The sequence below is a fragment of the Paraburkholderia sp. HD33-4 genome (genome assembly GCF_021390635.1).
GTDB lineage: Bacteria > Pseudomonadota > Gammaproteobacteria > Burkholderiales > Burkholderiaceae > Paraburkholderia.
Window position 1 is genome coordinate 568,539 of sequence record NZ_JAJEJS010000001.1, and the last position, 26,431, is coordinate 594,969.

Sequence of the window (26,431 nt, forward strand, 5' to 3'; positions counted from 1 at the left end):
ACGAGGCGCAGGTATCGTCCGTTGACATGCCGCCGCTGTTCAGTCCGCACTCTCGCTGACGCCCGGCCCGCGCCGCAGTGCGACGAGAACCGAAGGCGGGATCGCGGCTGGCCGCAGCGTCGCGCGGTCCACACAGCCAACCCGGACCGAACCGGTAGCAAGCAACGTGCCTTCGCGCCATGCTTCCTGCACGAAGTCTACCGAAGCTCGGCCAAGACGCTCGATCCGGCTGACAATTTTCACGATGTCGTCGAGCCGGGCCGGAGCCCGGTAATCGACCGCGGTACTGCGCACGATGAAAATCGCGTCGTTTTCTTCCGCAAGCCGATGCTGGTCGACGCCGCACGCGCGCAGCCATTCGGTGCGAGCGCGTTCGAAAAATTTCAGGTAGTTGGCGTAAAACACGATGCCGCCGGCGTCGGTATCTTCGTAGTACACGCGGATGGACCACGTATAGCCGATTTCCGTGCCTGGCTGGCTGGTCGACATATTCATGCGGCGCATTCTACCGGAACGCACACCCCGGGGTCTGTTTCGAAGTGTGAGTTGCGCGTGGCGGGCGTCGGCGGCGCTAGTGCCAGCCGCGCCGGGACTGGGGGTAGGTTATTGGCGCGCCGCGCGAACAAACGGCCATCGTGATGGGCGGCGGCGCGACCGATAGTAGCGGCGCCCGTCGCCGGCCGCCCTCAAACTCAGCCGCGGTTCACGGACAGACCGGCAAACGACTGCGCGACCGGCATCAGCTCGATCGTGTTGATGTTGACGTGGGCCGGGCGCGTGGCGATCCAGTAGATGGAGTCGGCGATGTCTTCGGCCGTCAGCGGCTGCACGTTTTCGTAGACCTTGGCGGCCTTGTCGTCGTCGCCGCGAAAACGCACGTTCGAGAATTCGGTGCCGCCGCACAGACCCGGCTCGATGTCGGTCACGCGCAGCGCGGTTCCGGCGAGGTCGGCGCGCAGGTTCAGGCTGAACTGGCGCACGAACGCCTTGGTCGCGCCATACACGTTGCCGCCTGCGTACGGCCAGCGGCCCGCCACCGAGCCCAGATTGAAGACATGCCCGCGATTGCGCTCGACCATGCCGGGCAGCAGCGCATGCGTGACCTGCACGAGGCCCGTGCAATTGGTCTCGATCATGGTGTTCCATTCGTCGAGGCTCGCCTTGTGCGCCGGCTCGGTGCCGAGCGCGAGGCCGGCGTTGTTGACGAGCACGTCGATCGCGGCGAACTCGGCCGGCAGCGAGGCCGGCACGGCTTCGACGGCGGCGCGATCACGCACGTCGAGCTCGTACGGCAGCAGCGCGTCGCCGAGCTCGTCGGCGAGTTCCTGCAGGCGGTCCTTGCGGCGTGCGGTGGCGACGACGCGATGGCCGCCCTTGACGAACGAGCGGGCGATGGCGGCGCCGAAGCCGGCTGACGCGCCTGTGACAAACACGATCATTGCAGTTCCCTGGTCGGTGAGAGACAAAGGCCCCAAGCCTACTTCCAATGCGGCGCTGCGGCAAGGATGCACGAGCCGGATCGGCGGCTGCAGCGATGGTGCGCAACGGTTGCGTGGCGCGGCCGGCGCGCTTTCGTCAGAGGGTTGCGCAGCGGGGCCGCCGGTCCGTCCGGAGGCCCCGCCGGCGGCCGCCGGAGTGCCCGTCAGTCGGTTGCCTATTCGGGCCTCTTCCAATACACTATCGCGCTCGACCCTGCGTGACTGGCGATAGAACCGAGTCGTCCGACTCAGCCGATTCAACCAATCGGGTTCAAGGTGGAACAACCCACCGTGAAGCGCAGGGTGCCGTTTTGCCGTTCGCCTGGGCAGCCGTGAACCGCGCGCACTAATCTGCGCTGACGGTGGCTGGCCTGCCTCGCGTGTGCGGCGACTCTCCACTCGCCACGTCAGGGCAAGACTCGCTGCCCACAGCGCTGCGTACCCCGCTGTGTACCCTCTACGCAGGATTCGGCGCACGATCCGGTCAACCTGAAAACACTCAACGGAACCCGTATGTTTGACAGAGCCCAAAGCACCATCGCCAACGTCGATCCTGAACTCTGGAAGGTCATCGAGCAGGAAAACCGCCGTCAGGAAGAGCACATCGAACTGATCGCGTCGGAAAACTACACGAGCCCGGCTGTGATGGCCGCGCAAGGCTCGCAACTCACGAACAAGTACGCCGAAGGGTATCCGGGCAAGCGCTACTACGGCGGCTGCGAATACGTCGACGTCGCCGAGCAGCTGGCGATCGACCGCGTGAAGCAGCTGTTCGGCGCCGAAGCGGCGAACGTGCAGCCGAACTCGGGATCGCAGGCAAACCAGGGCGTGTTCTTCGCGATGCTCAAGCCGGGCGACACGATCATGGGCATGAGCCTCGCGCACGGCGGCCACCTCACGCACGGCTCGCCGGTCAACATGTCGGGCAAGTGGTTCAACGTGGTCAGCTACGGCCTGAACGAAGCCGAAGACATCGACTACGACGCCGCCGAGAAGCTCGCGCAGGAACACAAGCCGAAGCTGATCGTGGCGGGCGCATCCGCGTTCGCGCTGCGCATCGATTTCGAACGCATGTCGAAGATCGCGAAGTCGGTTGGCGCCTACTTCATGGTCGACATGGCGCACTACGCTGGCCTGATCGCAGCCGGTGTGTACCCGAACCCGGTGCCGCACGCCGACTTCGTCACCACGACTACCCACAAGAGCCTGCGCGGCCCGCGCGGCGGCGTGATCCTGATGAAGGCCGAGTTCGAGAAGCCGATCAACTCGGCGATTTTCCCGGGCATCCAGGGCGGTCCGCTGATGCACGTGATCGCCGCGAAGGCCGTCGCGTTCAAGGAAGCGCTGTCGCCGGAATTCAAGGCGTATCAGGAACAGGTCGTCGAGAACGCGCGCGTGCTCGCTGAGACGCTGGTCAAGCGCGGTCTGCGCATCGTGTCGGGCCGCACCGAAAGCCACGTGATGCTGGTCGACCTGCGCGCGAAGAAGATCACCGGCAAGGCTGCGGAAGCGGCCCTCGGCGCGGCGCACATCACGGTCAACAAGAACGCGATCCCGAACGATCCGGAAAAGCCGTTCGTGACCTCGGGCATCCGCCTGGGTTCGCCGGCCATGACCACGCGCGGCTTCGGCGTGGAGGAAGCCGAGCAGGTCGGCAACCTGATCGCCGACGTGCTGGACAACCCGGAAGATGCTGCGACGATCGAGCGTGTGCGCGCGCAAGTCGCCGAGCTGACCAAGCGCTTCCCGGTTTACGGCTAAGCCGTCATGCATTGCCCCTTCTGCCGCCACGCCGATACGCAGGTCGTCGACTCGCGCGTATCCGAAGACGGCGCGACGATTCGCCGGCGCCGCCGCTGCCCGGCCTGCGACAAGCGTTTCACGACGTATGAGCGGGTCGAGCTGGCGTTGCCGTCGGTCGTCAAGAAGGATGGCACGCGCACGGAGTTCGATCGCCGCAAGATCGTCGCGAGCATGCAACTGGCGCTGCGCAAGCGCCCGGTTGCCGTGGACGCGATCGAAGCGGCGGTCGCCCGTATCGAGTATCAGCTGCTCGGCAGCGGCGAGCGCGAGGTGCGTAGCGAGCGCCTCGGCGAACTCGTGATGAACGAGTTGCGCGCGCTCGACACGATCGCCTACGTCCGTTTCGCTTCCGTGTACCGGCGCTTCGAAGACGTCTCCGAGTTCGAGGACGTGATCGAGGAATTCCGCCGCGCGGCTTCGCCGCCCAAGCCTTCCCGCAAGCGCTGAGCGCACGCGTGCCGCATCTGAGCTGCGGTCATTCGCCCCCATCGCCTCGCGCATTTCGCGCTTTTCTTCTCGCATCGCTTCTCCCGCCTCCGTGATCGATCGTCACGTGCATTGTTGCGCGCGCTAACGTCTGAACGCCACCTGGCCATTCGGACGATGTTCGGAGCGCTCGCAAAACGCTAGATTGGCTGCATCCGTTCGAAACGCTCAGGGATGCAGATGAAATTCAAGAGGATTCACCGGCCGTCGCGCGCCGGTTTCACGCTCGTCGAAACGCTGGCGGTGATCGCGCTCGTGATGCTGATGGCCGTACTGGCGATGCCGTCGTTCGCCGCCTGGCACATGCGCGATCAGGTCGACGCGCGCTCGAAGGCGCTGCTATCCACGTTCGCTTACGCACGCAGCGAGGCGCTGCGGCGCGGCACGCGCATCACGGTGTGTCGCGTCGGCGTGGCGCGCGTCTGTCTCGCGTCGGGCCAGGCCTGTGCCGACGGCATCGCCGACTGGGCCTGCGGCTGGGCCGTATTCGTCGAGCGCGGCGGCAAGCCGTCGTTGTTGCGCGCACAGCCTGCGCTTGCGGCGGTGAGCATCGTCGGCGTGCAGACGGATATGACCTTTACGCCGCCGGCGGGGCAACTGATCGGCGCGTTCCGAAGTTTCGATATCGCGCCGCGAAGCCCATCGAAGTCGATGCAGGGGAACCCGTGGCGGCGCTGCATCAGTGTCGCGGCAGGTGGCCGCGCGCGGATCTCGGATGGCGCGTGCGGAGCGACGTCATGAGCCGCCTCACATTCAACACCGGTTCGCGTGCGCGTGCATCGGCATGCGGCGGCAGTTCGCTGATCGAGGTGATGCTGGCGGTCGCGCTGGTCGCGGTGAGCGCGCTGGGTTTGGTCGCGGCGCAGGTGTGGACCGCACGCGAAGCGCGCGCGACGACGCTGCGCGAGAGTGCCGCGTGGATAGCCGACTCGATTGCAGAAGCGACGCATACGCCTGCCATGGGCGATGCCGTGCTCCATCAATGGAGCGCGTGGTCGAGCGTCCTGCTGCCGCACGGCGACGCGTCGATCGGTGACGGCGGGGCGGTCGCGACAGCGCGCGTGACGTGGGCGTCCGTGCGGGACCGGCCCACGGCGGGCGATGTGGTCGCTGAACCGGCGGAGCCTTGCGGCGACGTCGATGCACCAGCTGGATCGTCGTGTGTCGCGTTGGCGTTCGTGAAATGAGGCGGCCGCATTGTCCACGCGGTCATACGCTGGTCGAATTCCTGATCGCGATGGCGCTCGGGCTGATCGTGACAGTGGGCGCCGTCTCCCTGTACACGGCGCAGCGCAACGCGTTCGCGCAAGCGAGCAACGCGACCAGGATTCGCGAAGCCGGGTTGACCGCGCTGATGCTGATCGGCCAGCAATTGCAGATGGCCGGCTTCGTCCCAGCCGATGTCGTCGGCTATCACGCGGCGCCTACGCTGTTCGGCTGCTCGGGCGGTCGTCCGACCGGCGCCGACGACAGCCTCGCTTGCACCGCGTTGAGCACCGGCTCGGATGGCGTCGCGATCCGTTACGTCGCAGATGTCGTATCGACTTGGCCGTCTTCGAGCGGGCAAGTCACCGACTGCGTAGGGCAGGCCGTCAAAAGCAGCGATGCGGTCCTTGGCGATCAGGGCGCGCCGGTGGTGAATCGCTACTTCGCCAACGTCAGCGGGTCGACGGGCGAGCCTGAGCTTTACTGCGCAGGCAGCGGCAATGCCGGGTCCGCTCAGCCGCTGGTCGAAGGGGTCGAACGCTTGCGGTTGCGCTACTGGCTGGACGGTGCGGCCGATGCGGTGAACGCGTCGGCCGTAGCGGCCGATCAATGGACGAACGTCGTCGCGGTCGATGTCTGCGTGCTGGTACGCGGCGCGCCGCAAGGACAGCGCTCGAAGTACGTCGATTGCGATGGCGTGAGTACACTCGGCACCGACTCGCGGCCTCGGCAAGTGTTTTCGCGCAGGGTTGCGCTGCGTAATCGCGGGGAGGCGTCGTCGTGATGCACCGTGACGCAGCAATGCAACGCTGCCGCGCGTACGAAATAGGCGCCGGCGCAGACGGAACGGCGAAACACTTAGGCAAGCGAAATTGTCAGTGTGGTTCTCGACGGTCGGATCAACGCGGTGTCGTGCTAGCCATCGTGCTGTTGATCTCAGTCATGATGCTCGCCACGTCCGCGATCTGGTTCGAAACTTCGCTCGCGGCGGCACGCGCCGCGACCAATGTGCGCGACTATCTGCAGGCTTTTCACGCGGCGGATTCGGCGCTGACCCTGTGCGAACGCAGCGTGCTCCCGGCAAGTGGCGCTGCTCCTGGAGCGCCGCTCCCCTCCGGCGAGCCGGCTCAATGGAGGCTTGAAACCGCGTTCGACGCGGCCGCGATCACGCCGATCGCGCAATGGCCGGGATCGGCGCGCGCGCCGCAATGTCTGATCGAGCCTTGGCGTCTCGCGAATCGACCCAACGCTACTGCTTACCTGCTGAGCGCGCGCGGCTTCGGGCAGAGCAGCGAGTCACAGGTCTGGTTGCAGATGGCGGTCGTGACCGAAGATGGCGCGGTCGAACGTCATTGGCGGCGCGTTGCCGCAAGACCATTCTGAGGAACGCACCGACCGGACACCCATGAAAAGGCCGAACACATCCGCATTCACGCTGCTCGAACTCGTGATCGCGCTCGCGATTGCCGCCACGCTTGCCGCGTTTGCAATCCCTTCGTATCGCAGCCACATCGCACGCACGCATCGTGTCGATGCGGCGTCGGCGTTATATCGGGCTGCGCAATTCGTCGAGGGTGCCGCGAGCGATGGTGTGCCTCCCTTGCCACCGGGCATCGATCAGGCGCCGCAGTTCGGCGCGCCGGTGTATCGCGTGCGCGTGCTGCCCGTGGACGACACGAACGGCGGCTATTCGATCGAAGCAGCGCCCGTCGAAACGGGTCCGATGCGCGAAGACCCATGCGGCACGTTCACGCTCGATGCAACAGGTCAGCGAGGCAATAGAAACGACGCGAGCGGCACGACGCTCACGAGCAGCGAATGCTGGAATACGAGCTAGCGGGTCAATGAAAACCGGCGCGCACGGCCGTGCGAGCGGGACATGCGATAGATCGCGGAGGACCTCAGTAGCCGCTTCGCGTCGAATCGGCCTGCACCGCCGCCGACTGCGCAGCGGAAGCCGCCGTCGCCGCCCGCGCCGCCGCCGAAGCCGCCGACTCGTTCTTCATCTGTTGCCAGATCCGGAACGCTTCCCACGCGCCGAGCGCAATGCTGCCCCACTTGAGCGCGGGCTTCGCGCCCGCGACGACCGTTGCGCGCAGCGGTTTGGCAAGCAACAGCGAAGCGATCGAGCTGATGAACGGATACTGCTTCAGCAATGCGCCGATCGTGCCCGCGTTGAGCACGCTCGCCTTCGGCCCTTTACCGACGCGCACGCCGCCGAAGCCGGGAATCACGAACTTGAGCCAGCTGAAATGCGTGACGGCCTGGCGCAGTTCGAAGGTGGCCTGCGCGAGTTCGACGCGCTCGACATCCGCGCGCACGAGCAGCAACTCCTTGCGCAGCGCCCGCAGATGCGGCGCACTCAGATCCTTCGACGGATGGCGCTTGTTACGAAAGGCGGTATCGGAACGGGACTGGCTCATGGCGTGTCGGCGGCAGTGGAGGTGAGGTGATGGATCGGATGCGAACAGACTTGCCCATCAGTCGCGGCTGCGAAACGCGTCGCGATCCTTTTCGAACTCGGCGATGGTCGCTTCGAATACCATCGGCGCGTTGCGCAATCCGCTGCGGGCCTTCAGCGCGCAGGCGAGGCCGGCAATCGCGTAGACCACGGTGATGCCGGCAAGCGCCTGCCACCGGTAGGTGTCCCAGAAGGCAATGGCGATCAGTGCGGTCAACGCGATCAAGGCCATCGTCGCGAGCATCATCGCGGCAAGGCCGAGAAACAGCACGCCGAGCAGGCGGTCTTTTTCCTCGGCGAGTTCGATGCCCACCAGTTCGAGCCGCGTCTGCAGGATCGCAAACACGGAACTGAGAATACGGCGCAACGGGCTGTGTTCTGCGCGCTGCGAGTGTGTTTCGGTCGTCATGGCTGTGGGCGTTGCGCGTGAGGGCCTGGCCGGCGCACACGCGCGCCAGCAGAAGGGGACCGGCGAGGCTCGCGCCGGTCCTCCCATGTCTCCGGTGCGCCGGACATGCGTGCTCCGGCGACCTCACCGGCCTTTACTTGCGATTGATCAGCAGACCGACCACGACGCCGATCCCGGCGGCGATGCCGATCGACGCCCACGGATGTTCGTGCACGTAGTCGTCGGTGGCGCGGGCCGCCTTCTTGCCTTTTTCGACGACCACGACCTGGACGTCGGCTGCCTTTTCTTTCGCCTGCTTCAGGCGCGTCAGCGCGGTTTCGCGCAGTTCCGACGCGCGTTCGCCGGTAGCGCTCGCGGCCTGTTTCAGCAGGTCTTCAGCGTCCGCGAGGACGGTTTTGATATCCGACATCAATCTCTCCTTGTTGACTTCCGACATTGACAGCTCCCTTTGTCTCACGCTACGCGTAAATCGTAACCAAAGAAACGGTCGCTGGCGAGCATGGTGCCGGTCGCACGCCACCGCCGCATGATCCGTTCCCGGCAGCGCGCGGCGACAAGACACCCGTTTGAGGGCACTCTGCTCCAGACCGGTATCGGATTGAGTTGATCTGTCCCGCAAAGTTTCCATCAAACGGGAGAAAATTACAAAAACGCATAAAGTACTGACGCGATGTTGGTTCGCCATGTACCACCGCGGCCTTATGCTTTATCGTGACGGGCCGCCGCGGGTACACGCCCGCGCCCCGATCCGGATACCGTCCGAATACCTACAGGAGATGCACTATGAGTCTACGTCTTGGCGACATTGCGCCGGATTTCGAACAGGAGTCGAGTATTGGCCGTATCAGGTTTCACGAGTGGCTCGGCAATAGCTGGGGCGTGCTGTTCTCGCATCCCGCCGACTTCACGCCGGTCTGCACGACCGAGCTGGGCCTGACCGCGAAGCTTGCGAGCGAGTTCGAAAAGCGCAACGTGAAGACGATCGCGTTGTCGGTCGACAGCGCAGAGTCGCACAAGGAGTGGATCAAGGACATCAACGAGACGCAGGCCGCCAACGTCGGCTTTCCGATTCTCGCGGACGGCGATCGCAAGGTCTCGCAGCTTTACGACATGATTCATCCGAACGCGAACGAGACGTTCACCGTGCGTTCGCTGTTCGTCATCGATCCGAACAGGAAGGTGCGTCTGATCATCACGTATCCGGCGAGCACCGGCCGCAACTTCGACGAAGTGCTGCGCGTGATCGATTCGCTGCAACTGACCGACAGTCACTCGGTCGCGACGCCGGGCAACTGGAAGCAGGGCGATGACGTCGTGATCGTGCCGTCGCTGAAGGACGAGGAAGTCATCAAGCAGAAATTCCCGAAGGGCTACAAGGCGCTGCGTCCGTACCTGCGCCTGACGCCGCAGCCGAACCGCTGAGCGACGCGCCATCAAAAACGAAAAGCCGGTTCGAAGGAACCGGCTTTTTGCGTTATCGGTAGTGCGGCAGCGAAATCAGAAGAATGCCTGAATACCCGTCTGCGCGCGGCCGAGGATCAACGCGTGAACGTCGTGGGTGCCTTCGTAGGTGTTGACGACCTCGAGGTTCACCAGATGCCGGGCGACGCCGAACTCGTCCGAAATGCCGTTGCCGCCGAGCATGTCGCGCGCGAGGCGGGCGATGTCGAGCGCCTTGCCGCACGAATTGCGCTTCATGATCGACGTGATTTCGACCGCGGCCGTGCCTTCGTCCTTCATGCGGCCGAGGCGCAGCACGCCTTGCAGCCCGAGCGTGATTTCGGTCTGCATGTCGGCGAGCTTCTTCTGGATCAGCTGGTTCGCGGCGAGCGGCCGGCCGAACTGCTTGCGATCGAGCACGTACTGACGCGAGATGTGCCAGCACGCTTCGGCCGCGCCGAGCGCGCCCCAGGCGATGCCGTAGCGCGCCGAGTTCAGACACGTGAACGGACCGCGCAGGCCGCTGACGCCCGGCATGATGTTCTCTTGCGGCACGAACACTTCGTCGAGCACGATCTCGCCGGTGATCGACGCACGTAGACCCACCTTGCCGTGGATCGCCGGCGCCGACAGACCCTTCCAGCCCTTCTCGAGAATGAAGCCACGGATATTGTCCTTGCCGTCTTCCTCGAGCTTCGCCCACACGACGAACACGTCGGCGATCGGCGAATTGGTGATCCACATCTTCGAGCCCGACAGCGAGTAGCCGCCGTCGACCTTCTTCGCGCGCGTGACCATGCTGCCCGGATCGGAGCCGTGGTTCGGCTCGGTCAGCCCGAAGCAGCCGATCCACTCGCCGCGCGCGAGCTTCGGCAGATATTTTTCCTTCTGCGCGTCCGAGCCGAATTCGTAGATCGGCACCATCACCAGTGACGACTGCACCGACATCATCGAGCGATAGCCGGAGTCGACACGTTCCACTTCACGCGCGATCAGTCCGTACGCGACATAGTTCAGACCGGGGCCGCCGTACTGTTCGGGAATCGTCGGGCCGAGCAGGCCGAGTTCGCCCATTTCGCGAAAAATTCCGGCATCGGTCTTTTCGTGACGGAACGCCTCCAGCACGCGCGGCAGCAACTTGTCCTGCGAGTAAGCCGCAGCGGCGTCGCGCACCATGCGTTCGTCTTCGGTGAGCTGCTGATCCAGCAGCAACGGGTCTTCCCAATGAAACTGCGCGGCTACGGCCATGACGTATCTCCTGATTTCTCGCTCAGAACAAGCTTGACTTGTGTTCCGCCTTGCGAAACAATGTTTTGCAAACGACGCTCGAGTGTATCACCCTATGACGCTGCCATCCACTTTCTCCGCTCCGCTCGACGAACGCAAATTCGTCGTCGCCCTTGCTCGCGGGCTGGACCTGCTGCGCGCGTTCCGGCCGGGCGAAACGATGCTCGGCAATCGCGATTTCGTCGAACGCACGGGTTTGCCGAAGGCCACCGTGAACCGGCTCGCCTACACGCTGACCGTGCTCGGCTATCTGCGGCTCGACGAAAGACACGGCAAATATGCGCTCGACGCGGGCGTGCTGTCGCTCGGCTTCGCGCTGCTGTCGGGCTCCGACACGCTCGAACTCGCGCGCCCGCACCTGCGCAGCCTCGCGCGCGAAGTCGGCGCGGCGGTTTCGCTCGGCTGTCGGGACGGGCTCGACATGGTGTATCTGGAGACGATCCGCAGCGAAACCGCGCTGACGCTCGGCCTCGCATCCGGCTCGAAACTGTCGATGCTGACGAGCTCGATGGGCCGCGCCTATCTCGCGGTGCAGCCGCTCGAGGCCCGCGCCGCGCTACTCGCGGAACTGAAAAAAGCCGCCGGCAGAGTGGGGGGGATGCTCGTCGCCGAAGCCGAAAAGGAGATCGCCGCGTTTGCGACCGAGCGCTGCTGCTATTCGTTTCGCGCGTGGCATGACGACGTGAACGCGGTCGCGGTGCCGTTTCGCGAGCCGCGCGAAAACCGCTGGCTCGTGCTTAGCTGCAGCGGGCCGGCGTCGTCGATGGGGGAGGAGGTGTTTCGCGAGAATGTCGCGCCGCGCCTGAAGGCGCTCGCGGCGCGCCTGGGGGAGCCGGGCTGAAGCGATGCCGGGCGCCCCGGCTAATCGCGCCAACCTCGTGTCATGCCGCCCGGTCGTGATAATGCGCGTTGAACAATGGCCCTTGTACGAACCGCACGTCGTACTGCTGTAGCGCGGAGAACTGCGCCTCATCCATCACGCGATTGAAAATCAGCGGTACCCGCAGCCGCCCCGCGTAGCCGACGAGCGGCTTCACGGTCGCGTCGCGCAATGCGACCGACGCATCCATCTTGATGAAGTCGAGCCGCGCGGTTTCCGACACCGACAGAATCTGCCCCGCGTTCGACAGATTGCCCGCCACCTTGAACCCGTAGTGCTGATAGCTGCGCGTCAGATAGCCAAGAAACGTCTTGTGCGCGACCGCCGCCGCCGGCAGCTCGATGACGATGCGCGCCGGACTCAGATTGAACGACGTCAGCACGCTCGAAAAATGCCGGCCGTGGTCGTACTTCACACTCTTCAACAGCCTCTCGTGCACGCGCAGAAACAGCAGCCCATGCCGTTGCGGGCCGAAGAAATTGATTGCGTGCAGCGCGCGCGACATGCGGTCTAGCGCGACCAGTTGCTGATCGTCGGCGATGTTGTCGAATGGATCGAACACGTCGAACGGCGGCGCGCCGAGCCGATGTGTGACGGCCTGAAAGCCGAGTTCGTCGCCGAACCGGTCGACCCCTTCCGCGCCGCATGACAGCGACTGTGCGAGCGCATGCACGCTGATGTCGAAGATCGGCTCGTAGGCGCTGGTGAGCTCGATGCCGTCGAAATGCGCGAGCGCGATGCCGGCGTGCGCGCCTTGTCCCAATGCCAGATGCTCGCCGAGAAACGGGTGATGAGCGGCGCGGGCGATCAGATCGGGGATGGTCGGCGAAATCATGAAGGCTATTGAAAGGCGACGATGAACGCGCACCGGGCGCGTGGCGGCGCGACGCGATGGCCGCATTCATTGATGGTAGCAGTACGCGCCCCGCGCAGATTAACAAATTGGTCATAACGTTATGGGCCTCAGGCTTATCGGCCGGGGCTGAGCGCGAAATCAGGAGCTTGGCGAGCGAGCTTCCAGGGGTATACGTTAATTTCACTATACGTAATTCGTTTTACTATGCGTAAAACGCAATTTCAGTCAGCTTCAGTCAGCTTGAGGGACGACCCAATGAGTGACCAATCCGCCGCCAACGTGATCGAAGTCGAGCGCGTGCTCGCCGAAGCGCATCGCCCGGCTTTTCAGGCGATGCTGCTCGCGCTGTGCGGGCTGTGTCTGCTGATCGACGGCTTCGACGCACAGGCGATGGGCTATGTCGCGCCGAGCGTGATCGCCGAATGGCACGTCGCGAAAACCGCGCTTGGGCCCGTTTTCAGCGCGAGCCTGTTCGGCATGTTGCTGGGCGCGCTCGGGCTGTCGGTGCTGGCCGACCGCATCGGCCGGCGGCCGGTGCTGATCGGCGCAACGTTCTTCTTCTCGCTGTCGATGCTCGCCACGCCATTCGTAGCGACCATTCCCGCGCTGATCACGCTGCGCTTCATCACGGGGCTCGGGCTCGGCTGCATCATGCCGAACGCGATGGCGCTGGTCGGCGAATTCTCCACACCCGCGCATCGCGTCAAGCGCATGATGCTGGTGTCGTGCGGCTTCACGCTGGGCGCGGCGGTTGGCGGCTTCGTCAGCGCCGCGCTGATTCCGGCCTACGGCTGGCGCGCGGTGTTCTGGGTCGGCGGTGCGGTGCCGTTGCTGCTCGCGTTCGCGATGCTGGCGACGCTGCCGGAGTCGCTGCAGTTTCTGGTGCTGAAGGGCCGCAGCGAGCGCGCGATGAGCTGGCTGGCGAAGTTCGACCCGGCCTTGCCGATCGACGCGAACACGCGCCTCGTCGTCAGCGAAAAACGCACCGACGGCGCGCCGGTCGCCGAATTGTTCCGTGCGGGCCGCGGTCCGGTCACGTTGATTCTGTGGGCGATCAGCTTCATGAACCTGATCGTGCTGTACTTCCTGTCGAACTGGCTGCCCACCGTCATGCGCGACGCCGGCTACACGGCGGGCACGGCGGTGATCGTCGGCACGGTGCTGCAGACGGGCGGCGTGATCGGCACGCTGCTGCTCGGCTGGTTCATCGAGCGCATGGGTTTCGTGCGCGTGCTGTTCGCGTGCTTCGCGCTCGCCGCGTTCGCGGTCGGCACGATCGGCGTGCTCGCGCATGAGCTGCCGTGGCTGCTCGTCGTCGTGTTCGCGGGCGGCTTCTGCGTGGTCGGCGGACAGCCGGCGGTCAATGCGCTCGCCGGGCATTTCTATCCGACCGCGCTGCGCTCGACCGGCATCGGCTGGAGTCTCGGCATCGGCCGGATCGGTTCGGTGATCGGCCCGCTCGTCGGCGGTCAGCTGATCGCGCTGAACTGGTCGAATGCCGCGCTGTTTCATGCGGCGGCGGTGCCGGTGCTGTGCTCGGCGCTGCTGGTGGTCGCGCTCGCCGGTGCGACGCGGCAACCCAGGCGCGCGTCCGAAGCGGAGCCGGCCTGAGCCTCACTGCAAAGATCACGTAGCAACCGGAAAAGAATCGAGCAACTCGCGGAGAACCTTGTATGGATACCTCAACACGTACGCCGGCCGACGAACGCCTGCGGCCTGAAATCGAGCCCGGATATCAGTCGGGCTTCCTGAACGAATTCGCGACGGAGGCATTGCCGGGCGCGCTGCCGACCGGCCGCAATTCGCCGCAGCGCGCAGCCTACGGTTTGTACGCCGAACAGATTTCGGGCACGGCGTTTACGGCGCCACGCGGTCACAACCGTCGCTCGTGGCTGTACCGGATTCGCCCGGCGGCGATGCACAAGCCGTTCACGCTGATGCCGTCGGAGCGGCTCGTCGCGAACTTCGCCGAAGTGCCGCCGACGCCGCCGAACCAGCTGCGCTGGGATCCGCTGCCGATGCCGGGCGAACCGACCGATTTCATCGACGGCTGGGTCACGATGGCGGGCAACGGCTCGGCCGAAGCGATGAGCGGTTGCGCGATCCATCTGTACGCGGCGAACCGTTCGATGCAGGACCGTTTCTTCTACAGCGCCGACGGCGAATTGCTGATCGTGCCGCAGCAAGGGCGCCTGCATATCGCGACCGAAATGGGCCGGGTCGATATCGAGCCGTACGAGATCGCGGTGATTCCGCGCGGCGTGCGCTTCGCGGTGAGCCTGCCGGACGGCAGCGCGCGCGGCTATATCTGCGAGAACTTCGGCGCGCTTCTGCGTCTGCCGGAGCTGGGACCGATCGGCTCCAACGGTCTCGCGAATCCGCGCGATTTCCTGAGCCCGCACGCCGCGTACGAAGACCGCGAAGGCGCGTTCGAACTCGTCGCGAAGATGAACGGCAATCTGTGGCGCGCGGACATCGGCCATTCGCCGCTCGACGTGGTCGCATGGCACGGCAACTACGCGCCGTACAAATACGACCTGCGCCGCTTCAACACGATCGGCTCGATCAGCTTCGACCATCCGGATCCGTCGATCTTCCTCGTGCTGCAATCGCAAAGCGACACGCCGGGCGTCGATACGATCGACTTCGTGATCTTCCCGCCGCGCTGGCTCGCCGCCGAAGATACGTTCCGGCCGCCCTGGTTCCATCGCAATGTAGCGAGCGAGTTCATGGGGCTCGTACATGGCGTCTACGACGCGAAGGCCGAGGGCTTCGTGCCCGGCGGTGCGAGCCTGCACAACTGCATGACCGGCCACGGCCCGGACGCGGACACGTTCGAGAAAGCGTCGCATATCGACACCTCGGTGCCGAAGAAGGTCGACGACACGATGGCCTTCATGTTCGAGACGCGCACGCTGATCAAGCCGACCCGCTTCGCGCTCGAAACCGCGCAACTGCAGGCGCATTACTACGAGTGCTGGCAAGGCCTCAAGAAACACTTCAATCCGGAGCAACGATGAACGCGGTAAACGATCTCCAGGCGACGCTCGATGCGTCGCGCAAGAGCTGGATCGAGTCGGCCAACGACCCGGCCAGCGACTTCCCGATCCAGAACCTGCCGTTCGGCATTTTCAGCGACCGCGGCAACGACGCGCGCCGCGTGGGCGTCGCGATCGGCGATCAGATCGTCGATCTGGCAGCGCTGCAGGCCGCGGGTCTGTTGAGCGTGCCGGCGCAGAACGTGTTCAGAAGCGATGCGCTGAACGATTTCATCGCGCTCGGCCGCGACGCGTGGCGCAGCGTGCGTATCCAGCTGAGCCAGCTGCTCGCGCGCGACACCGCGACGCTGCGCGACGATGCCGCGTTGCGCGCGAAGGTGCTGGTGCGTGCGGCCGATGCACGTCTGCATCTGCCGGTGCAGATTCCGGGCTACACGGATTTCTATTCGTCGAAGGAACACGCGACCAATGTCGGCTCGATGTTCCGCGATCCGAAGAATGCACTGCTGCCGAACTGGTCGGAGATGCCGATCGGCTACAACGGACGGGCGTCGTCGGTGGTGGTGAGCGGCACGCCGGTGCGTCGACCCAATGGTCAGCTGAAGCTGCCGGATCAGGAGCGCCCGGTGTTCGGCGCGTGCCGCAAGCTCGATATCGAACTGGAGACGGGCTTCATTATCGGCGGCGGCAATGCGCTGGGTGAGCCGATCGCGTGCGAGGACGCGGAGGCACATATCTTCGGCATGGTGCTGCTGAACGACTGGAGCGCGCGCGACATCCAGCAATGGGAATACGTGCCGCTCGGCCCGTTCAACTCGAAGGGCTTCGCGACGACGATCTCGCCGTGGGTCGTCACGCTCGACGCGCTCGAACCGTTCCGCGTCGCGCAGCCGGCGCAGGAGCCGCAGCCGCTCGCGTATCTGCGGCATCGAGGCGAGCATGCGTTCGACATCCACCTTGAAGTGACACTGCGCGCGGCACACGCGCAGCAAGCGAGCACGATCTCGCGGACCAACTTCAAATACATGTACTGGACGATGGCGCAGCAACTTGCGCATCACACGGTGGCGGGCTGCAACACGCGGGTTGGCGACCTGATGGGCTCGGGCACGATCAGCGGGCCGAGCGAGGATTCGTACGGCAGCCTGCTCGAGTTGACGTGGAACGGCAAGAAGCCGCTGGAGTTGAAGGAGGGCGGCACGCGCACGTTCATCGAGGACGGCGATGAGTTGACGCTCGCCGGCTGGTGCCAGGGTGACGGCTATCGCGTGGGGTTTGGCCCATGTGCTGGAGAGATTCTGCCGGCCCGAGGGTGAGTGCGGCAGTCACGATGAACGAGGGCCGGCGCGCAAGCCGGCCCTGGTCGTTTGTGCGAGACCCCGGACGTGCCGCGCTCGCTTCATCCACCCAGCAAGCCGAACACCGCTACGCCGTTCGTCGTGCCCACATACACCTTGCCGTTTGCGATCATCGGCGTGATGAACTTGTTGCCTGTGCCGAACTGATCGCGCGTGCCCATCTGGTTGCTGTTGTACAGCTCGTTGAGCGTGACCGGGTCGAACGCATGCAGTGCCGCGACGGTGCCGTTTTCGGCGGCCCACACGATCCCGTTGGTGGTGCCGTTCGCCGAGATGCTCGGCGTCGTGCCGGGATAGTCGAACGTCATCGCGCTTTGCGCGGTCGGTGTGATCGACAGTTTCGCGTTGGTCACGGTGAACGCTTTCAGATGATCGCCGACCGAGCCGAAATACACGCGCCCGTTGAAATAGGCGGGCATGCCGAATTCGCCGCCGGCCAGTTGCGCGGGAATCTCCTGATAGATGTTGTTGACCGTCGGGTTGAACTTGCCCATCGAGTCGCGATTCAGCACGTAGATGGTGCTGTCCTTGCCCGCGCCGAGCGTCAGATGCCGGACGGTGCCGCCCGCGTCGGTCAGGTCCGGCAGCACCAGTGCGCCGCCGGAGCCGAGGTCGATGTCGTCGTTGGCCTCCTGCACGACGTTCGTCATCGCGAAGTAGTCCGCCACCGCCAGGCCGCCCGACGTGTCGAGCTTCAGGAACGAATTGCCGAAGTCCTTGCTCGCCGGAAAGCCGCCCGAGGTCATCGTCGTGTCGAAGGTGCCGTTGGCATCGAGCAGATAGATCGACGAGCCGTCCGACGCCGGTCCCGCGCCGCTCATCCAGATCGCGCCGCCGAGGCCGTTAGGCGTCACGTTGAGCACCGTGGTCTGCTGCAACGTGTCGGCGCCGTAGCCCATGATCCAGCCCGTATAGCCGCCGTCGTCGCAGTGTGAGGTCCACGCCGTGTAGACCGTGTTGCCGAGTAACAGCAGCCCCGCGCGCTCCGCATACAGCGACGCAGTGAACGGCACGACCCCGTTCGTCGCGCCCGTGCCGCCGCCTGGGTAAGAGGCGGCGATCTCGGTGGGACCGTTCAGCAGTTCGGCGCCGCTCGCGAGGTCGAGCGCGTGGAGGCGGTGATGGTAGCCGCCGGCCGCGTCCTTCGACATCGCGACGACGTAGATCGTGCCGTGCGTGCCGCGCGAGCGGTCGATCACCGGTGTCGAGGTGATGCCGATGGTGTTCTCGATCTGGCTGCAGCCGCGGTCGTCGCTCGGGGCTTCGCCGGTGCCGAGCGTGCGCACCTGCCATAGGGTCGCGCCGGTGTCGGCGTCGAATGCGAACACGCTGTCGTTCTCGGTCGCGACGTACAGCACGTTGTGCGTGCCGCCCGCGATCGCCAATGAGCGCACGAATAACGGCTGCGCGTCGACCTTGCCGTCGACGCTAAAGAAGCCGACCTTGCCGAACGTCGAAGCCGTCACGTTGGCGGGCGTCAGCGTGGTTTCGCCGAGGTTCTGGCCGGTGCGCGCGATGTCGTCGTGATAGGTGAGCACGTCCTGCAAGGCTGCCGACGATGTGCCGCTCATCGACGTCCCCGAGCCGCTGCCCGAGGTACCGGTGCCGCCGGTGCCGCCGCTCGTGGTGCCGCCGCCGGTGCTGCCGCCGCTCGCCGCGCTCGGGCTGGAGGCGCCCGACGCGCCGCTGCCACCGACGCTCGAGCCCGACGGGGCACTGCTGTTTCCGCCTCCGCCGCCTCCACAGTTCGCGGCGACGATCGCGGCTACCGCGATCGCCGTGCCCAACAGGCTGGCACGGAGCAACAGGCGCATCGAGACCATGGCGGACTCCCCGTTGCTTGCGGCGGCGCCACGAGATATGGGCCGTTCGTCAAATGCCCGCGCAACGTGAATTGAAGATTATCACCCTGCGTATAGATCGCAAAAGCCAGCAATTAGCGTCGATTCATCAACTCGGCGCCCGCAGCGCGAGGCGCCGGCGCTCCCACCATGCCGCCACTAAAAACGCGAGCGCCGAGCACAACAACACGCCGACTACCGCATCGTGGCCGACCGTTTTCATCAACGCGCCGGCGACGAGCGGGCCGCCGAAGCTCGCCGCGCTCCACGACGCGCCGACCAGCGAACTCGCCGACACCAGCGCGACACCGCGAAAGCGCTCGCCGCACGCCACCAGCGACAGCGTGTAGATCGCGCCCGCGGCCGCGCCGAGCACATACAGCAGCGGCCAGCGCAGCCACGGCGAGCCGACTGCCCACGGCAGCAGCGGCAACAACGCGACCACCACGATGCCGCAGCCGATGTGCACCCGTTCGCGGCCGAGCCGGTCGGCGAGCCAGCCGATCGGAAACTGCATCGTCGTATCGCCGAGCAGCAGCGCCGACGCGAACAGCACGGCCACTTCGCTCGACATGCCATGCGCCATCGCGAACAGCGGCAGCAGCGATAGCGCGATCGTGTCGAACAGCGCGAAGAAGCCTGTGCCGATCACGAGCGCGGGCATGCGCGGCAGTACGCGGCGCCAGCCGCCATGCTCGGCGTGTTCGTCGCTCGATGCGTGCTGGGTGGCGCGGATCGTCGCGAGCAACGGCAGCGCGAGCAGGAAGATCGCGCCGCACAGCAGGAAGCGTCCCTGCGTGAAGCCTGCGATCTGGCTCACCAGCACCGGGCCCGACATCTGGAACAGCGTGAAGTTGGTCGCGTAGATCGCGATCACGCGACCGCGCGACGCATCGTCGGCGAGCTGGTTGACCCACGCTTCGCCGATCGTGAACAGCAGCATCAGCGCCGCGCCGCACAGCACGCGCAGCAGCGCCCATAGCCACAGGTTCGCAGTGAGTTGCATCAACGCGGTCGCGCCGGCCACCACCAGCACCGCACCAACGATCACCTGACGGCCGCCGAAGCGCGCCGCGATCCAGCCGGCGAGCGGCACCACGGCGAGACCGCCGCCCGCCTGCGCGGCGGTCAGCAGGCCGACCACGTCGGTGCCGTAACCGGCTTGAGCGAGTGCCAGGGCGGTGAGGGGAAGTGTGGCGCCGCTGCCGAGTCCGACGACGGCGACGCTCAGAATCAGCGCGAGGAAATCGCGGGTGAAGATGACTTTCATCGGCGGGGATGCTACTACGGGCGGGAATGCTAGGCACCTGGCGGCACCCACTCCGGCATTACCCGGCCATCGCCACCCGCCGCTCGATCGACACCGACCACAACGTCAGCAGCAGTGCGCCGAGCGCGGTCGCGACGCCGACCCACGGCAGCGTCGTCAGCGGCGCGCCGGCGCCGATCGCCATGCCGCCGAGCCACGCGCCGGTCGCGTTGCCGAGATTGAACGCGCCCTGATTCAGCGTCGACGCGAGATTCGGCGCATGGCTCGCGCGATCGACGATCAGCATCTGCAGCGGCGGCACGATCGCGAAAGCGAGCACGCCCCACACGAACACGGTCAGCATCGCCGGAAAGCGCGCGTGCATCGTGCCCGCGAACACGCACAGGATCACGACGATCGCCATCAGGAACGCGACCAGCGACGGCATCAGCCGCCAGTCCGCGAGCTTGCCGCCGAGCGTGCTGCCGACCGTCAGGCCGAGGCCGAACAGCAGCAGCACCAGCGTGACCGCGTGCGGCGTGAAGCCGGTCACGTCCTCGAGAATCGGCGTGATGTAGGTGAAGGTCGAAAACAGGCTGGCCGACGCGAGCACGCTGATGCCAAGCACCATCAGCACCTGCGGGTTCTTCAGCACGCTGAATTCGCGCACGAGGCTCGCCTTGTGCATCTCGATCTTCGCGGGCAGGCACACCGCGAGCGCGGCCGCCGCCAGCACGCCGATGCCGGTCACGGCCCAGAACGTCGCGCGCCAGCCGACCGCCTGGCCGAGCGCGGTGCCGAGCGGCACACCCAGCACGTTGGCGAGCGTGAGGCCGGTGAACATCAGCGCGATCGCCTGCGCACGGCGATTCGGCGCGACGAGCCCGGCCGCGACCACCGAACCGATGCCGAAAAACGCGCCGTGGCAGAACGCGGTGACGATGCGCGCGGCCATCAGCACCGCGTAGCCCGGCGCGATCGCGCACAGCAGATTGCCGACGATGAACACGCCGATCAGGCTCATCAGCGCCTTCTTGCGCGGCATGTTGGCGACCGCGATCGCGACGATCGGCGCGCCGATCGTCACGCCGAGCGCATACGCGGACACCAGCATGCCGGCCGCCGGAATCGACACGGACAGATCGCGCGCGACGTCGGGCAACAGGCCCATGATGACGAACTCGGTGGTACCGATTCCAAACGCGGCAACCGCGAGGGCAAGCAGAGGCAAAGGCATGGCGATGATGGGGTGTGACGCGTGAAGCGGCGCGAACAACGGGCGCCGGGCGGGCGTTTCCGAAGGGGGGAACGCTGTCGCCGGATAGGGGAAAACAGTAGGGGATTCTACCTAAGTCAAATCTGGCTTGCAGGCTGTCAGGAAAGGTGTTGTTTTTTGCGGACCGCGGTGGCGGGAACCCCGCGCGGCCGGGCCGCGCTCAGCGCCGCGCGAGATTGCGCGCGAGCGCCGCGCAGCCCGCATCCGTCAGCGCTTCGACCACGGCGCTGCGCTCGTCGGGCTTGAAGTCGGCGATCCAGATCACCCGGCAAGTCGCGGGCGTGTCGGCCACGACCTGCAGCGTCGCGTGATGATGCTCGAAGCGTCCGCCGCCCACGGAGTAGGCGAGCCGCTGGTGTGCATCGTCGACGGCGATCACGCGTTCCTCGATCACGGTGCCGTCGGCGAAGGTGACCCAGCGCAGGTCGCCTTCCATGCGCGCCGCGATCAGCACACCCGCGAACACGCGCGCGACCCCGGCGGGATCGCGCAGCGCCGCCCATGCATCGGCCGCGGCGGTTTCCACGGCGATTTCCCGGTAGATCGTAGCCATCTCGGTTCCTCTCGTTCGTTTCGGGTAACCTGGGTCTCGTGTGCACGGCAGGTGTCACCACGAGCGCTTGCAAACCTGTCGCCGATCGCGCGGGCCGTCTTATCCACGCTCCGGGTCGATGCCGCCGCCATGCCGGCCCGCGCCGGACGCAAAGCGCGCCGCGCCCGTCACGCCCTCGGCGAAGACCGCCGCGTAGCCGCCCGCGCCTTCGCGCCGCAACGCCTCGGCGAGATCGTCCAGCGTGCTGTTCTCCAGCGCGGAGCGGCGATCGGCGAGCAGCGCCGCCTGCGGAAATGCGGCCAGCTCCGCGGCCAGTTGCTCGGCGGCCGCGCGCGCTTCGCCTTTCGGCACCACGCGGTTGGCGAGCCCGAACGCGAGCGCCTCGCGCGCATCGACCGCGCGGCCGGTCAGGATCAGATCGAGGGCGCGCGACAGACCGATCAGTCGCGGCAGCCGGATCGTGCCGCCGTCGATCAGCGGAATGCCGACACGCCGGCAGAACACGCCGAGCACCGCGTCTTCTTCGACGACGCGCAGGTCGCACATCGCGGCAAGCTCGAGTCCGCCGGCGACCGCATAGCCGGCGATCGCGGCGATCACCGGCTTGCTGAAGCGTGCGCGCGTCGGCCCCATCGGACCCGGGCCGCTGCCGTCCGCGTGCAGCTCGTTGCGGCGCGTGTCGTCGGCGAGTGCGCTCAGGTCCGCGCCTGCGCAAAACGTGCCGCCCGCGCCGAACAGCACGGCCGCGCGCCACGCGGGCTCGGCCTCGAAGCGGCTGAACGCGGCGCTCAACGCGTCGGCCACCTGCCGATCGACCGCGTTGCGGCGCGCGGGTCGGTCGAGAACTATCGTGGCGACCCCTTTGTCCTGATCGGCCTCTATTCGCACATGGTGATTGAAATATTGGCTGGCTATCATCGTTAGGTACCTTAAGGGAGCCTGAAGGCCGGTGAATTAATCCGGCAGTGTTGCGGCGCGCTCATGCAGCGTGATTAATCAGGTGGAAAGTCATGTTTCTGTCACACCCCGCTCGTAGCGTTACCGCTCTATTAATGCGCTGGCTTCCTGCCGCCAGCTTGCCGAGCCTGCCTTTGTCCCTGACTTTGCCCACTTCAACGCCGGCCCCCGTGCCGGGTTGCGCCGAAACGGTCTGGATCGTGCCGTTGCGCGAGCATTCCTGGTACGACCATGTGCGCCTGAAGCGCGTATTCGTCACCGACGGCACCCGTCACCAGGTCGTGCTCGTCGATCTGCGCAAGCTGCTCGCGTGCGCGGATCGCGACAACACCGACTACGTGCTGAAGCCGGTCGCCGAATGGCATGCGGGCAAGGTCCGCGGCATTCGAGAGTTTCTCGATCCCGACAGCGCGCGCATTCCGCAGATGCCCTACGTGACGATCTCCACGCGTCGCGCGCCTGGACTGCTCGGCTGGGTCGGCATAGAGCGCGAAGGGGTGGTGGCGTTTCGCAACGGCCAGCATCGCGCGCGCTATCTGGCCGACGCGGGCGCGCGCTGGTGTCCGGTCGAAGTGCACGAGCGCGAGGCGGGCTTGCTGCGCGAGCTGTGCGGCGCGGCCGATGACGCGCGCACCGAGATTCGCTCGACCCAGCTGGGCGGCGACAGCGACGTCTAGCTTTCGCGGTCCGCGGCAAGTCGCGCGCGCCACGGTTGTCCCCGCTACCCCGCCCGCACGACGTTGCGCGGCGTACCCGCCTGCCACGCCGCGATGTTCGCGAGTGTGGTCTGCGCGATCTCGGTCATCGCCTCGCGCGTGAAGAACGCCTGATGCGCGGTGACGATCACGTTCGGGAACATCAGCAGACGCGCGAGCACGTCGTCCTGCAGCGGCAGATTCGAATGATCCTCGAAGAAGATGCCGCCTTCTTCCTCGTACACGTCGAGCCCGAGATTACCGAGCTGGCCGTCCTTCAACGCGCCGATCAGCGCGTTCGCCTCGACGAGCCCGCCGCGCCCGGTGTTGATCAGCATCGCGCCGCGCTTCATCTTCGCGAGCGCGGCGCGGTCGATCAGGTGATAGGTGTCGGGCAAGAGCGGGCAATGCAGACTGACGACGTCCGATTCGGCGAGCAACGTATCGAGCGGCACGTAGCGCGTGCCGAGCGCGAGCAGCTCGTCGGAGGGCGGCCCCGGATCGTAGGCGAGCACCTGCATGCCGAAGCCGGCCATGATGCGCGCAAACACCCGGCCGATGATGCCCGTGCCGACCACGCCGACCGTTTTGCCGTGCAGGTCGAAGCCGAGCAGCCCATGCAGCGAGAAGTCACCTTCGCGGGTGCGCGCGACCGCGCGCGGCAGGCGCCGGTTCAGCGCGAGAATCAGCCCGACCGCGTGCTCGGCGACCGCATACGGCGAGTAGGCCGGCACACGCGCGACCGGCATGCCGAGCCGCTCGGCCGCCGCGAGGTCGACATGATTGAAGCCCGCCGAGCGCAGCGCGATCATGCGCGTGCCGCCCGCGTGAAGCCGCTCGAGCGTGGCGGCGTCGACGTGGTCGTTGACGAACGGGCAGACCACGTCGTAGCCATGCGCGAGGATCGCGGTCTCGCTATCGAGCGGGGACTCCTGGAAATGCACTTCATAGCCGTGCGCGGCATTGGCCTCGGTGAAAGTGTCGACGTCGTACTGACGACTGCTGAACAGGATCGTGCGCATATCGGGCTCCGAAGAAGTGTGCTTCAGACGTTTTGCGAAGTCGGTTTTCCGTAAGAAAATGACATTGACAGGGTTGCCAAACTGCAATATCAATTAACCAGCATTCCGAACAAAGCATGTACAAACATGCTGAAAGAAACTGGCCAAACAGCAGATTATCTTTTTCACGATGTTAGGCGACTTCGCGACGAAAGAGTAACTGTCGGGCGTTCGGGAAATCGTTCCACCGCCGGCAATGCCGGGCGGCGCGTTCGTCCGGGCGTCAAGGTGCCCAGCTGTGCGGCTCTTGCCGGCACCCAACGCGTGGATCTCCTTTCATAGTTGCGTTTTTATCGGCGCATTTGATGCGCCGTGCATCGCGCCTGTTGCGCGTGCGACGTCACCATCGCGTCACCTGTGTCACCTTGCCTCAGACGGTTTGATTCGGTTTTCGAGCGGTTGGTGTTCTGTTTTCTTTAATCAACCTGTAAATCGGCGAGCCCACATGATCGGTGAATTGCTGAGATCGCAACCCGAAATCGCGCTTTTCGCGTGTCTCGCCATTGGCTATTTCATTGGCTCATTTCATATCGGCCCGATTCAGCTCGGCGGCGTGTGCGGCACGCTGATCGTCGCGCTCGTGCTCGGGCAGAGCGGTGCGCGCATCGCCCCCGACCTGAAGAACATCGCGTTCGCGCTGTTCATCTTCGCGCTCGGCTTTACCGGTGGGCCGCAGTTCTTCGCGAACATCGGGCGCGGCTGGCGCTATGGCGTGCTGTCGCTGGTCGAAATCGTCTCAGTGCTGGTGCTGATCCTGATCGCGGTCAGCGTGATGCGGCTCGACGTCGGCACCGCGGCCGGACTGCTCGCGGGCGCGGCGACCGAGTCGGCGGTGATCGGCACCGCCTCCGAGGCGATCGCAAGGCTCGGTCTCGGCGATGCGGCCACGCAGCGTCTGCAGGCCAATATCGTGACCGCTTACAGCGTCAGCTACCTGTTCGGCCTGATCACGATCGTGCTGTTCACGAGCCAGTTCGCGCCGCTGCTGCTGCGCGTCAATCTGCGCGAAGAAGCCGAGCGCGTGTGGCGCAGGCTCGGCGGCGAAGGGGCGTTCAGCGAGGGGCAGAGCGCGGCCGCCCCGGCGCTGGTCGGCCGGGCGTTTCGCATCGGCAATGCGGCTGGCCTGACGGTGCGCGCGCTCGAGGAGCAATACGGCTACAACCTGACCGTCGAGCAGATCGAGCGCAACGGCGCGGACCTGCCGGTCGCCACGGAGACGCGGCTCGCGGCCGGCGATGTGGTGCTCGTCGCCGGCCGCCGCGCAGCGGTCGTCGCGGCGTCGGCCAGCCTCGGCGAAGAGGTGCTTGGCGCCGATTTCGCCCAGGTGTTCGCGCAACGGCTCAACGTGGTGCTGACGCGGCCCGACGTCAACGGGATGACGGTCGAGCAGCTGCGCGCCCAGGCCAAGCCGGAAAATGCGCGCGGCGTTTATATCGCCGCGATCACACGGCTCGAATCGACGATTCCGGCGCTGCCCGGCACCGAGCTGTATCGCGGCGACGTGCTGACGCTGGTCGGCGCGAAAGCCGACGTCGAGCGCGGCGCGAAGCGGCTCGGCTACGTATTGCCGCCTACCCAGAAGACCGACTTCGTCTATCTCGGCCTGGGCGTGCTGGTTGGTATGGCGATCGGGCGGCTCGGCGGCTCGATCGGCGGCGTGACGCTCGCGCTCGGCACGGGCGGCGGCTGTCTGCTGTCGGGGCTGCTGTTCGGCTGGGTGCGCTCACGTCATCCGCTCGTCGGCTCGCTGCCGTCGGCGGCCGCGCAGATCATCAAGGACTTCGGACTCGCCACGTTCATCGCCGCGGTCGGGCTGTCGGCCGGGCCGGACGCGATCAAGCTGGTGCGCGAATACGGGCTGGCGCTGCCGCTCGCCGGCATCCTGATGGTGCTCGTGCCGGGGCTGCTGTCGCTGTGGATCGGCCATGCGCTGCTGAAGCTCGAAGCGCCGATGCTGCTCGGGGCGATCGCGGGCCAGCAGTGCAGCACGCCGGCGATCAGCGCGCTCGTCGGCGTGACCGGCAATTCGACGCCGGTGATCGGCTACACGATCACTTACGCGCTCTCCAACATCCTGTTGCCTTTGATGGGGCCCGTGGTGGTGGGTCTCGCCGGCAAGCTCGGCTAGCTGGACTT

At 65.9% G+C, this 26,431-nt stretch carries 27 protein-coding genes and 1 riboswitch; of the genes, 14 read left to right on the top strand and 13 right to left on the bottom strand.

Annotated features, from left to right (window positions below; genetic code table 11):
• Positions 1–39 precede the first annotated feature (39 nt).
• Positions 40–504: a tol-pal system-associated acyl-CoA thioesterase gene (gene ybgC / locus L0U84_RS02590; RefSeq protein ID WP_233847444.1), complete on the bottom strand. Its 465-nt coding sequence runs from the start codon at positions 502–504 to the stop codon at positions 40–42.
• A 188-nt stretch (positions 505–692) separates the two neighbouring features.
• Entirely contained in the window at positions 693–1,439 is a 747-nt protein-coding gene (ydfG, locus tag L0U84_RS02595; RefSeq protein WP_233847446.1) for a bifunctional NADP-dependent 3-hydroxy acid dehydrogenase/3-hydroxypropionate dehydrogenase YdfG, read from the bottom strand.
• Between the two features lie 247 nt (positions 1,440–1,686).
• A riboswitch (ZMP/ZTP riboswitch) is annotated at positions 1,687–1,813 on the top strand.
• Between the two features lie 178 nt (positions 1,814–1,991).
• Here ydfG and glyA point away from each other — a divergent pair.
• The 7 genes from glyA (at position 1,992) to L0U84_RS02630 (ending at position 6,810) form a co-directional block, all read left to right on the top strand.
• A complete protein-coding gene (glyA, locus tag L0U84_RS02600) occupies positions 1,992–3,239 on the top strand; it encodes a serine hydroxymethyltransferase (protein ID WP_233847448.1) in 1,248 nt (415 codons plus the stop codon).
• Between the two features lie 6 nt (positions 3,240–3,245).
• The gene (gene nrdR / locus L0U84_RS02605; protein WP_129956932.1) at positions 3,246–3,728 is read left to right on the top strand and encodes a transcriptional regulator NrdR; all 483 of its coding nucleotides are present in this window, start codon (positions 3,246–3,248) and stop codon (positions 3,726–3,728) included.
• Positions 3,729–3,941: 213 nt separating this feature from the next.
• Positions 3,942–4,508, top strand: coding sequence for a GspH/FimT family pseudopilin (locus tag L0U84_RS02610; RefSeq protein WP_233847450.1), 567 nt, complete (start codon positions 3,942–3,944; stop codon positions 4,506–4,508).
• On the top strand, positions 4,505–4,954 hold the full coding sequence (locus L0U84_RS02615) for a type IV pilus modification PilV family protein (RefSeq protein ID WP_233847452.1): 450 nt from the start codon (positions 4,505–4,507) through the stop codon (positions 4,952–4,954). The genes L0U84_RS02610 and L0U84_RS02615 overlap by 4 nt, the downstream gene beginning before the upstream one ends.
• Positions 4,951–5,757: a PilW family protein gene (locus tag L0U84_RS02620; protein WP_233847454.1), complete on the top strand. Its 807-nt coding sequence runs from the start codon at positions 4,951–4,953 to the stop codon at positions 5,755–5,757. Before L0U84_RS02615 ends, L0U84_RS02620 begins: the two co-directional genes overlap by 4 nt.
• Positions 5,757–6,356 carry a pilus assembly PilX family protein gene (locus tag L0U84_RS02625; RefSeq protein ID WP_442794022.1) on the top strand — a complete coding sequence of 200 codons (600 nt, stop codon included), beginning with the start codon at positions 5,757–5,759 and terminating at the stop codon, positions 6,354–6,356. The genes L0U84_RS02620 and L0U84_RS02625 overlap by 1 nt, the downstream gene beginning before the upstream one ends.
• Before the next feature lie 22 nt (positions 6,357–6,378).
• Positions 6,379–6,810, top strand: a complete 432-nt coding sequence (locus tag L0U84_RS02630; protein WP_233847456.1) for a type IV pilin protein — start codon at positions 6,379–6,381, stop codon at positions 6,808–6,810.
• A gap of 64 nt (positions 6,811–6,874) precedes the next feature.
• Here the strand turns inward: L0U84_RS02630 and L0U84_RS02635 are convergent, their stop codons facing one another.
• The 3 genes from L0U84_RS02635 to L0U84_RS02645 all read right to left on the bottom strand — a co-directional run bounded on the left by L0U84_RS02635 (position 6,875) and on the right by L0U84_RS02645 (position 8,279).
• Positions 6,875–7,396, bottom strand: a complete 522-nt coding sequence (locus tag L0U84_RS02635) for a DUF3318 domain-containing protein (RefSeq protein ID WP_233847458.1) — start codon at positions 7,394–7,396, stop codon at positions 6,875–6,877.
• Positions 7,397–7,453: 57 nt separating this feature from the next.
• Positions 7,454–7,843 (bottom strand): phage holin family protein, encoded by a 390-nt coding sequence (locus L0U84_RS02640; RefSeq protein WP_233847460.1) that lies wholly within the window; start codon positions 7,841–7,843, stop codon positions 7,454–7,456.
• Between the two features lie 133 nt (positions 7,844–7,976).
• Positions 7,977–8,279, bottom strand: coding sequence for a DUF883 family protein (locus tag L0U84_RS02645; RefSeq protein ID WP_026225611.1), 303 nt, complete (start codon positions 8,277–8,279; stop codon positions 7,977–7,979).
• 347 nt (positions 8,280–8,626) lie between these two features.
• Between L0U84_RS02645 and L0U84_RS02650 the strand changes: the two genes are divergently transcribed.
• Positions 8,627–9,265, top strand: a complete 639-nt coding sequence (locus L0U84_RS02650; protein WP_233847462.1) for a peroxiredoxin — start codon at positions 8,627–8,629, stop codon at positions 9,263–9,265.
• 75 nt (positions 9,266–9,340) lie between these two features.
• Here L0U84_RS02650 and L0U84_RS02655 read toward each other — a convergent pair whose 3' ends face one another.
• The gene (locus L0U84_RS02655) at positions 9,341–10,531 is read right to left on the bottom strand and encodes an acyl-CoA dehydrogenase (protein ID WP_233847465.1); all 1,191 of its coding nucleotides are present in this window, start codon (positions 10,529–10,531) and stop codon (positions 9,341–9,343) included.
• A gap of 94 nt (positions 10,532–10,625) precedes the next feature.
• On the opposite strand from L0U84_RS02655, the gene L0U84_RS02660 reads away from it, so the two are divergent.
• On the top strand, positions 10,626–11,411 hold the full coding sequence (locus L0U84_RS02660; RefSeq protein ID WP_233847467.1) for an IclR family transcriptional regulator: 786 nt from the start codon (positions 10,626–10,628) through the stop codon (positions 11,409–11,411).
• A 40-nt stretch (positions 11,412–11,451) separates the two neighbouring features.
• Here L0U84_RS02660 and L0U84_RS02665 read toward each other — a convergent pair whose 3' ends face one another.
• On the bottom strand, positions 11,452–12,285 hold the full coding sequence (locus L0U84_RS02665; protein ID WP_233847469.1) for an EAL domain-containing protein: 834 nt from the start codon (positions 12,283–12,285) through the stop codon (positions 11,452–11,454).
• A 276-nt stretch (positions 12,286–12,561) separates the two neighbouring features.
• Here L0U84_RS02665 and L0U84_RS02670 point away from each other — a divergent pair, with 276 nt between their 5' ends.
• The 3 genes from L0U84_RS02670 (at position 12,562) to fahA (ending at position 16,621) form a co-directional block, all read left to right on the top strand.
• Entirely contained in the window at positions 12,562–13,917 is a 1,356-nt protein-coding gene (locus L0U84_RS02670; protein ID WP_233847471.1) for an MFS transporter, read from the top strand.
• 62 nt (positions 13,918–13,979) lie between these two features.
• Positions 13,980–15,326: a homogentisate 1,2-dioxygenase gene (gene hmgA / locus L0U84_RS02675; RefSeq protein WP_233847473.1), complete on the top strand. Its 1,347-nt coding sequence runs from the start codon at positions 13,980–13,982 to the stop codon at positions 15,324–15,326.
• Positions 15,323–16,621 (top strand): fumarylacetoacetase, encoded by a 1,299-nt coding sequence (fahA, locus tag L0U84_RS02680; protein WP_233847475.1) that lies wholly within the window; start codon positions 15,323–15,325, stop codon positions 16,619–16,621. The genes hmgA and fahA overlap by 4 nt, the downstream gene beginning before the upstream one ends.
• A gap of 83 nt (positions 16,622–16,704) precedes the next feature.
• Here the strand turns inward: fahA and L0U84_RS02685 are convergent, their stop codons facing one another.
• The 5 genes from L0U84_RS02685 to L0U84_RS02705 form a co-directional block, all read right to left on the bottom strand.
• On the bottom strand, positions 16,705–18,486 hold the full coding sequence (locus L0U84_RS02685) for an outer membrane protein assembly factor BamB family protein (protein ID WP_233847477.1): 1,782 nt from the start codon (positions 18,484–18,486) through the stop codon (positions 16,705–16,707).
• Between the two features lie 127 nt (positions 18,487–18,613).
• A complete protein-coding gene (locus L0U84_RS02690; RefSeq protein WP_233847485.1) occupies positions 18,614–19,774 on the bottom strand; it encodes an MFS transporter in 1,161 nt (386 codons plus the stop codon).
• Between the two features lie 58 nt (positions 19,775–19,832).
• Positions 19,833–20,990 (bottom strand): MFS transporter, encoded by a 1,158-nt coding sequence (locus L0U84_RS02695; protein WP_129956916.1) that lies wholly within the window; start codon positions 20,988–20,990, stop codon positions 19,833–19,835.
• Positions 20,991–21,189: 199 nt separating this feature from the next.
• Positions 21,190–21,582: an SRPBCC family protein gene (locus tag L0U84_RS02700; RefSeq protein WP_233847487.1), complete on the bottom strand. Its 393-nt coding sequence runs from the start codon at positions 21,580–21,582 to the stop codon at positions 21,190–21,192.
• A gap of 99 nt (positions 21,583–21,681) precedes the next feature.
• Positions 21,682–22,500, bottom strand: coding sequence for a crotonase/enoyl-CoA hydratase family protein (locus tag L0U84_RS02705; protein ID WP_233847489.1), 819 nt, complete (start codon positions 22,498–22,500; stop codon positions 21,682–21,684).
• 92 nt (positions 22,501–22,592) lie between these two features.
• Between L0U84_RS02705 and L0U84_RS02710 the strand changes: the two genes are divergently transcribed.
• Positions 22,593–23,216: a plasmid fertility inhibition factor family protein gene (locus tag L0U84_RS02710; RefSeq protein WP_233847491.1), complete on the top strand. Its 624-nt coding sequence runs from the start codon at positions 22,593–22,595 to the stop codon at positions 23,214–23,216.
• A 44-nt stretch (positions 23,217–23,260) separates the two neighbouring features.
• Here L0U84_RS02710 and L0U84_RS02715 read toward each other — a convergent pair whose 3' ends face one another.
• On the bottom strand, positions 23,261–24,256 hold the full coding sequence (locus L0U84_RS02715) for a 2-hydroxyacid dehydrogenase (RefSeq protein WP_233847493.1): 996 nt from the start codon (positions 24,254–24,256) through the stop codon (positions 23,261–23,263).
• Between the two features lie 484 nt (positions 24,257–24,740).
• Here L0U84_RS02715 and aspT point away from each other — a divergent pair, with 484 nt between their 5' ends.
• Positions 24,741–26,423, top strand: a complete 1,683-nt coding sequence (aspT, locus tag L0U84_RS02720) for an aspartate-alanine antiporter (protein ID WP_233847495.1) — start codon at positions 24,741–24,743, stop codon at positions 26,421–26,423.
• The last annotated feature ends 8 nt before the right edge of the window (positions 26,424–26,431 follow it).